Annotated in this window: 8 protein-coding genes; 4 read left to right on the top strand and 4 right to left on the bottom strand. The window is 78.6% G+C overall.

The genetic code is table 11. The annotated features are described in order from the left end of the window. Positions 1-69: 69 nt before the first annotated feature. Entirely contained in the window at positions 70-723 is a 654-nt protein-coding gene (locus AB8M62_RS15130) for a vitamin K epoxide reductase family protein (protein ID WP_369070088.1), read from the top strand. Positions 724-739: 16 nt separating this feature from the next. Here AB8M62_RS15130 and rsgA read toward each other — a convergent pair whose 3' ends face one another. The 4 genes from rsgA to AB8M62_RS15150 form a co-directional block, all read right to left on the bottom strand. Continuing rightward, positions 740-1,816, bottom strand: a complete 1,077-nt coding sequence (gene rsgA, locus AB8M62_RS15135) for a ribosome small subunit-dependent GTPase A (protein ID WP_369070089.1) — start codon at positions 1,814-1,816, stop codon at positions 740-742. 8 nt (positions 1,817-1,824) lie between these two features. Beyond that, positions 1,825-3,261: a 3-phosphoshikimate 1-carboxyvinyltransferase gene (gene aroA, locus AB8M62_RS15140; RefSeq protein WP_373694957.1), complete on the bottom strand. Its 1,437-nt coding sequence runs from the start codon at positions 3,259-3,261 to the stop codon at positions 1,825-1,827. 84 nt (positions 3,262-3,345) lie between these two features. Beyond that, positions 3,346-3,873, bottom strand: coding sequence for a DoxX family protein (locus tag AB8M62_RS15145; protein ID WP_369053698.1), 528 nt, complete (start codon positions 3,871-3,873; stop codon positions 3,346-3,348). A 26-nt stretch (positions 3,874-3,899) separates the two neighbouring features. Then, entirely contained in the window at positions 3,900-5,093 is a 1,194-nt protein-coding gene (locus AB8M62_RS15150) for an amidohydrolase family protein (protein WP_369070091.1), read from the bottom strand. A 164-nt stretch (positions 5,094-5,257) separates the two neighbouring features. Here AB8M62_RS15150 and AB8M62_RS15155 point away from each other — a divergent pair, with 164 nt between their 5' ends. The 3 genes from AB8M62_RS15155 to rsrA are packed head-to-tail and all read left to right on the top strand — an operon-like array spanning position 5,258 to position 7,226. Continuing rightward, positions 5,258-6,076: an SOS response-associated peptidase gene (locus AB8M62_RS15155; RefSeq protein WP_369070092.1), complete on the top strand. Its 819-nt coding sequence runs from the start codon at positions 5,258-5,260 to the stop codon at positions 6,074-6,076. A gap of 50 nt (positions 6,077-6,126) precedes the next feature. After that, complete coding sequence (locus tag AB8M62_RS15160) at positions 6,127-6,942, top strand: sigma-70 family RNA polymerase sigma factor (protein WP_369070094.1); 816 nt, start codon at positions 6,127-6,129, stop codon at positions 6,940-6,942. After that, positions 6,939-7,226, top strand: coding sequence for a mycothiol system anti-sigma-R factor (gene rsrA, locus AB8M62_RS15165; RefSeq protein ID WP_369053702.1), 288 nt, complete (start codon positions 6,939-6,941; stop codon positions 7,224-7,226). Before AB8M62_RS15160 ends, rsrA begins: the two co-directional genes overlap by 4 nt. Positions 7,227-7,382 lie beyond the last annotated feature (156 nt).

The raw sequence follows: 7,382 nt of genomic DNA on the forward strand, positions 1-7,382 counted from the left end.
CCGTCCAGGTCCCTCCCAGGTGCGCCGACGATGATGGGGACGGAGCACGAGCGCGCGCGAGGGGGACGGATGACGCAGGTCGGCCACGAGCGGGACGCCGCGGCGCCCCGGCGCCCGGAGCACCTGTCCGCCCTGCCGGTGACCCCCCGCGCCCGCGGGCTGCTGATGACCGTCGGCGGGCTGGTCGGTCTCGTGGCGGCGTTCACCCTCACCGTCGAGCGGATCCGGCTGGCCCTGGACCCCTCCTACGTGCCCAGCTGCTCCTTCAACCCGGTGCTCAGCTGCGGCTCGGTCATGGTCACCGAGCAGGCGCGGGTGTTCGGCTTCCCCAACCCCCTCATCGGCATCGCCGCCTTCACCGTCACCACGACGCTGGGGGTGCTGCTCCTGTCGCGCGTGGCGCTGCCGCGCTGGGTCGAGCGCGGGCACCTGCTCGGCGTGAGCCTCGGCGCCGTCTTCGTGGTCTGGCTGATCAGCCAGAGCCTGTGGTCGATCCGCGCGCTGTGCCCGTACTGCGTCGTCGTGTGGGCGGTCGTGGTGCCGCTGTTCTGGACGAGCCTGGCCGACGCGCTGGACCGCTCCCTGCTGCCCGTCCCGGCGGCCCTGCGGCCGCTGGCGCGCGCCGTCGTCGACTACCGGCTGCTACTGGTGCTGCTGACGTACGTGGCGGTCGCCGCCGCCGTCGGGCAGGCGTTCTGGGCGTACTGGAGCTCGCTGCTCTGAGCCCGCCGCGGCGGCCTCAGCGCGCCCGGCCCGCCCGCTCCTCGCGCTCGCCGCGGTCCTCCTCGCCGCGGCGGGCGGCCAGCAGGCGGCGGAAGGACGCCAGCCGCGCCGGGCCCGCTGCCCCCGCGCGCCCGGCGGCCACCCACGCGTCCAGCGCGCAGTCCGGCTCGTCGTGCGTGCACCCGCGCGGGCACTCCCGCTCGCCCGGCGCCAGGTCGGGGAAGGCCGCCAGCACGGCGCCGGGCTCCACGTGCGCCAGCCCGAAGGAGCGCACGCCGGGGGTGTCCACGACCCAGCCGCCGCCGGGCAGCGCCAGCATCGCCATCGACGTCGACGTGTGCCGCCCGCGCCCGGTCACGGCGTTCACCGCGCCCGTGGCGCGCCCCGCGTCCGGCACGAGCGCGTTGACCAGCGTCGACTTGCCCACCCCCGAGTGCCCGACGAGCACGCTGGTGCGCCCCGCCAGGCGCTCGCGCACCGCGTCCAGCCCGGCCAGCGCACCGTCCTCGCGGCGGGTCACCACGGCGTCCAGGCCCAGCGGCGCCCACGTGGCCAGCACCTCCGCGGCCGGTCGCAGGTCGCCCTTGGTCAGGCACAGCAGGGCGTCCATGCCCGCGGTGTACGCCGCGACCAGGCAGCGGTCCACCAGCCGCGAGCGCGGCTCGGGGTCGGCCACGGCCGCCACGACGACGAGCTGGTCGGCGTTGGCGACGACCACCCGCTCCACCGGGTCGGTGTCGTCCGCGGTGCGCCGCAGCACCGTGCGCCGCTCCTCGATCCGCACGATCCGCGCGAGGGTGTCCACCCGGCCGGAGGTGTCGCCCACGAGGGCCACCCGGTCGCCGACGACCACGCCCGTGCGGCCCAGCTCGCGCGCGCGCATCGCCGTGACCCGCCGCCCGCCCGGGTCGTCCCCGGCCGCCGCGGGCCCGGTGACCAGGCACGTGGAGCGGCCGCGGTCCACGGCCACCACCAGCGCCGGCACGGCGTCGGCGTGCGCGGGGCGCTCCTTGGTGCGCGGGCGCGAGCCCTTCGAGGGGCGCACCCGCACGTCGTCCTCGTCGTAGCGGCGCTGGCGCGCGGGACGGGCCACGGGCGCCCTCAGCGCCCGGCCGGCGCGCCGGCCCCGCCGCCCGGCCCGCCCACGTCGCCGCCGGCGAGCATCCCCGCCCACATGCCGGGGAAGTCCGGCAGCGTCTTGCGGGTCGTGGCCACGTCCTCCACGAGCACCCCCCGCACGCGCAGGCCCAGCACCGCGGCCGCGGTCGCCATCCGGTGGTCGTGGTACGTGCGCACCACGCCCCCGTGCAGGGGGCGCGGGCGCACCAGCAGCCCGTCGGCGGTCTCCTCCGCGTCCCCGCCCAGCGAGTTCACCTCGGTGACCAGCGCCTTCAGCCGGTCCGTCTCGTGCCCGCGCAGGTGCGCGATCCCGCGCAGCCGCGACGGCGAGCTGGCCAGCGCCGCCAGCGCCGTGATGACGGGTGCCAGCTCCCCGGCCTCGTGCAGGTCCAGGTCCAGCCCGTACAGCTCGTCGCCGCCCTCCACGAGCAGCCCGTCGCGGTCGAGCGTCACGTCGGCGCCCATCTGGTCCAGCACGTCGCGCAGCAGGTCGCCCGCCTGCGTCGTGGACTGGGGCCAGCCGGGCACCCGCACCCGGCCGCCCGTCACGGCCGCCGCGGCCAGGAACGGGCCCGCGTTGGACAGGTCCGGCTCCACCTGCACGTCCAGGGCGTTGACGGTGCCCGGCTCCACGGCCCAGCGGCCCGGGACGGCGTCGTCGACGACCACGCCGACGTCGCGCAGGACCTCCACCGTCATCCGCACGTGCGGCTCGCTGGGCAGCGGCGGGCCCTCGTGGACGACCTCCAGGCCCTCGCGGGTGCGCGCCCCCACCAGCAGCAGCGCCGAGACGAACTGGCTGGAGGCCGAGGCGTCGATGCGCACCGTGCCGCCGCGCAGGCCGCCCGCCGGGCCGCTCACCTCGAACGGCAGCGTGCCGCGGCCGCCGTCGTCGACCACCGCGCCGAGCTGGCGCAGGCCGTCCACCAGCGCGGCCATCGGGCGCTCGCGGGCGCGCTCGTCGCCGTCGAAGCGCACCGGCTCGCCGGCCAGGGCCGCCACGGGCGGCAGGAAGCGCATGACGGTGCCGGCCAGGCCGCAGTCGACCCGCCCGCCGCCGCGCACGGGCGCCGGGCGCACCACCCAGTCGTCGGGGCCGGCGCCGGACTCCTCGCGCGCGGCCGGGTCCGGGCAGCCCTCCTGCACGTCGGCGCCGAGCTGGCGCAGCGCGTCGGCCATCAGCCGGGTGTCGCGCGAGACGAGCGGGTCGCGCAGCAGGGAGGGGCGGTCGGCGAGGGCCGCGACGACGAGGTAGCGGTTGGTCAGCGACTTCGACCCGGGCACGCGGACCACGGCGTCCAGGGGGCCGTCCGCGGTGGGGGCGGGCCACAGCTCGCCGGCGGCGCCCGGCGTCGTCGCCGGGGAGGTGCCGGGGGAGGTGCTCGCGGGGGTCGGTCGAGGCGCGGGTGAGGGCGTCACCGCACCATCCTGGCAGCCGTCCCCGACACCTCCCACCCGGCTCCCGCTCGTCCGGCGGGGGGCGGGAGGGGCCGGGCGGGCGCCTCAGGCGACCTTGGCGGCGGCCAGCTGCAGCTCGCGGCGGCCGGCGTGCGCGGCGCGGCCGGCCTCGCGGGCGGCCAGCTTCGCGGCGCGCTTGGCGTCGCGGCCGGCGCGCTGCGAGCGCCACAGCGCCCCCGGCTTGCCGGCGGTGTCCACGGCGGCCAGCAGGGCGCCGCCGAGCAGGCCGACGTCCTTGAGGAAGTCCTCCAGGACCCCGGCGCGCACGGCCTTGTCCTTCTCCGTCCAGAACGGGTGGGCGACGTAGGCGGTGGGGGCGGCCGTGACCACGAGGGCGATCGAGGCCAGGCGCGGTGCCCGGCCCAGGGCCAGCAGCACGCCGGCGCCGGCCATCACCGCGCCGTTGAGGCGCACCAGCAGCACCGGGTCGTCGGGCAGGCCCAGGCCGGTCGCCGCGTCGGTGATCGGCTCGGCGGCCGGGGCGATGTCGGCGGCGCCCCGGACCTGGTCGATGCCGGTCTTGACGAAGGCCGCGGCGAGCATCGGGCGGGCAAGGCGTCGCACCAGAGTCATGGGAGTTGCCTACCGCATCGGGGTGATCACCGCACGGGGGAGGGGCGGGGGACCGCAGGCAGCGGCGAGCACTCGACCCGCACCGGGCGCAGGTGCTCGTCCAGCAGGACGAGGTCGGCCAGGGCCCCCGGCGCGAGGCGGCCGGCGTCGCGCAGGCCGAGCGCGCCGGCGGGCACCGAGGTCAGCGCGCGCACGAGCTCCGGCAGCGCGAGGCCGGCGGCCGCCCCGACGCGCAGCGCGCGGTCCTGGGTCAGCGTGGAGCCGGCCAGCACCGCGGTGCCCGCCACGACCGCGCGCCCGCCGCCGACGTCCACCTCCACGCCCCCCAGGCGGTAGCGCCCGTCCGCGGCGCCCGCCGCGGCGACGGCGTCGGTGACCAGCGCCACCCGGCCGGGGGCCGCGGCCAGCAGGAGCCGGGCCACGAGCGGGTGCACGTGCTCGCCGTCCAGGACCAGCTCGCACACCACGCGCGGGTCGGCCGCCGCGACCGGCACGGGGCCGGGGTCGCGGTGGTGCACGCCCGGCACGGCGTTGAAGGCGTGCGTCAGCAGCCGCGCCCCGGCGTCGAAGGCCGCCCGGGCCGCGTCCGCGCCGGCGTCGGTGTGCCCGAGGGCGACGACCGCGCCGGCGTCCAGGAACCGGGCCGCCGCCCGCGCCGCCCCCGGCCGCAGCGGGTCCAGGGTCACCTGGCGCAGCGTCCCGCGGGCGGCGCGCACGAGCCGCTCGACGGCCTGCGGGGCCGGGTCGCGCAGGTGCCGCTCGGCGTGCGCGCCGCGGCGGGCCGCGCCGAGGAACGGGCCCTCCAGGTGGCTGCCGAGCAGGTGCGGGGCCCCGGGCAGGAGGTCGGCCACCCCGGCCAGGCGGCCCGCGAGGACGTCGACGTCGTCGGAGACGAAGCTGACCACCCCGCGCGTGGTGCCGTGCGCGCGGTGCAGCTCCGCGGCGGCCAGGACGGCGTCCGGGCCGTCCTCGTGCGCGTGCCCGCCGCCGCCGTGCCGGTGCAGGTCGACGAAGCCCGGCACCAGCCACGCCCCGGCGGCGTCGACGACCTCCGCGCCGCGCGCGTGCGCGCGCCAGCCGCCGCCCGCGCCGACGGCCGTGACGCGCCCGCCGCCGGCGGCCGCCCACCCGTCCTCGCGGACCGGGCCGCCCAGGCCGTCCAGCAGCCGGGCGCCGTGCACGACGAGCGGCCCGGCGCCGACCCGCACCCGGGCGCTCACGCGGGAGCCCGGCGGCGCGGTGGCCGGGCGGGCGTGGTGGGCGCAGCGGGCACGGCGTCCTCCGGGCGGGTCGGCGAGGTCCCGACGCTAGGGGCGCGGGCCGGTGCCGGGCGGCCGGGCGCGCCGGGGGGCCGCGTGTCGCACCCGGGTGCTGGACTGTCCCCATGTGCGGCCGCTACGCCCTGCGCCGGGACCTGGACGACCTCGTCGAGGAGTTCGAGGTGGACGACGACACGCTCTCCGGGGCGCCGGAGGGGACGGTGACGCGCTCGCTGAACACCGCGCCCACCACCACCCCGCCCGTCGTGCTCGAGCGCGCCCGCAAGGAGGACCCGGACGGCCCGCCGACGCGGTCCCTGCGGGCGCTGCGCTGGGGCCTGGTGCCCGGCTGGTCCAAGGACGCCACCGGCGGCCCGCGGATGGTCAACGCCCGCGTCGAGACCCTGCTGGACAAGCCGTCGTTCTCCCGCGCGGCCCTGGCCCGCCGCTGCCTGGTCCCGGTGGACGCCTGGTACGAGTGGCAGGTCAGCCCCGTGGAGCCGCCCGCCGGCGGCAAGCCGCGCAAGCAGCCGTTCGCCGTCGGCGCCCGCGACGGCTCCGTCCTCTCCCTCGGCGGGGTGTACGAGTTCTGGCGCGACCCGCAGCGCGCCGACGACGACCCGGCCCGCTGGCTGGTGTCCTTCGCGATCGTCACCAAGGCCGCCGAACCGGGCCTGGACCGCCTGCACGAGCGCATGCCGCTGGTCGTGCCGCGCGACCTGCGCGACGCCTGGCTCGACCCGGCCCTGGACGAGCGCGAGGACGTCGAGGCGCTGCTGGACGCGGTGCCCGGCGACCTGTTCGAGCACTTGCTGGACGCCCACCCCGTCTCCCGCCGGGTGGGCGACGTGCGCGCGAAGGACGAGCACCTGCTCGACCCCGCCGCGCCGGAGGAGCTGGAGGGCGTCGTCGACCTGCGCACCGGTGAGCTGCTGGGCGCCTGAGCGCCCGCCCGCGCCGGAACAAGCCCCCGCGGGGGCGTGTTGGGACGGTCATGCTGCTGGCACTGCGAACCCCGGCCGCGCCGGGCGTCCCGGGCGCGGCGGACCGGACCGCCCCGGCGGGGACCCGCCCGCCGCGGGACCCCGCTCGCCGCACCGCGCCGGGCCCGGCGGGCCGCCCCCGCACCGGCCGCGCCGGGCTCCGCGGACGCCCCGGAGCCCCCCAGCGTCTAGGCTCGGCCGCGATGACCGAGCAGACCTCGCGGGCCCCGTCGGAGGAGACCGCGGACGACCGGGCCGCGCGCTTCGAGCGCGACGCGCTGCCCTTCCTCGACCAGCTGTACTCCGCGGCGCTGCGCATGACGCGCAACCCCGCCGACGCCGAGGACCTGGTCCAGGACGCCTTCGCGAAGGCCTACGCCGCCTTCCACCAGTACGCGCCGGGCACCAACCTCAAGGCCTGGCTGTACCGGATCCTCACCAACACGTACATCAACACCTACCGCAAGAAGCAGCGCGAGCCGCAGCAGTCGCACTCGGACGAGATCGAGGACTGGCAGCTCGCGCGGGCGGAGTCCCACACGTCCTCCGGCCTGCGCTCGGCCGAGACCGAGGCGCTGGACCACCTGCCGGACACCGACGTGAAGCGGGCCCTGCAGCAGGTGCCGGAGGACTTCCGGATGGCGGTGTACCTCGCCGACGTCGAGGGCTTCGCCTACAAGGAGATCGCCGAGATCATGGGCACCCCCATCGGGACGGTGATGTCCCGCCTGCACCGCGGCCGTCGCCAGCTGCGCGAGCTGCTGCGCGACTACGCCGTCGACCGCGGGGTGTCGGGGGCCGTGCGGGAGACGGAGGGCGCGTCGTGAGCGGGACCACCGAGGGCACGCAGGAGTCGCGGGAGCACGCCGTCGACCGCTGCCGGGAGGTGCTGGACCGGGCGTTCGAGTACCTGGACGGCGAGATGGCCGACCTGGACTGCGACCGGCTGCGCTCGCACCTGGCCGAGTGCGCCAGCTGCGTGCAGCAGCTGGCCGAGGACGAGCAGCTCAAGCGGGCGATCCGCGACGGCTGCCCGTGCGAGAGCGCGCCGGAGCAGCTGCGCGCGCGGATCCTCGTGCAGATCACCGAGGTGCGCGCCGTCATCTCCTGACGGCCGCCCCCGCCGTTGACGGCCGCCCCCGCAGCGCCACCGGCACGACGAGGGGCCCCGGCGCGCGCGGGCCGGGGGCCCCCGGCGTGGGGGGCCCGGGGGGGTCCCCGCGCGCGGCTGTCGAGGGGGGTGGGGTGGGGGTTTGTGTTGGTGGTC

Origin of the sequence: Kineococcus terrestris (assembly GCF_041020755.1) — a bacterium.
GTDB lineage: Bacteria > Actinomycetota > Actinomycetes > Actinomycetales > Kineococcaceae > Kineococcus > Kineococcus terrestris.

Excerpts from the sequence above, each read along its gene's own strand:
- AB8M62_RS15130 (WP_369070088.1), top strand. The coding sequence starts at position 70 with ATGACGCAGGTCGGCCACGAGCGGGACGCCGCGGCGCCCCGGCGCCCG.
- AB8M62_RS15145 (WP_369053698.1), bottom strand. The coding sequence starts at position 3,873 with ATGACTCTGGTGCGACGCCTTGCCCGCCCGATGCTCGCCGCGGCCTTC.
- AB8M62_RS15155 (WP_369070092.1), top strand. The coding sequence starts at position 5,258 with ATGTGCGGCCGCTACGCCCTGCGCCGGGACCTGGACGACCTCGTCGAG.
- AB8M62_RS15160 (WP_369070094.1), top strand. The coding sequence starts at position 6,127 with ATGCTGCTGGCACTGCGAACCCCGGCCGCGCCGGGCGTCCCGGGCGCG.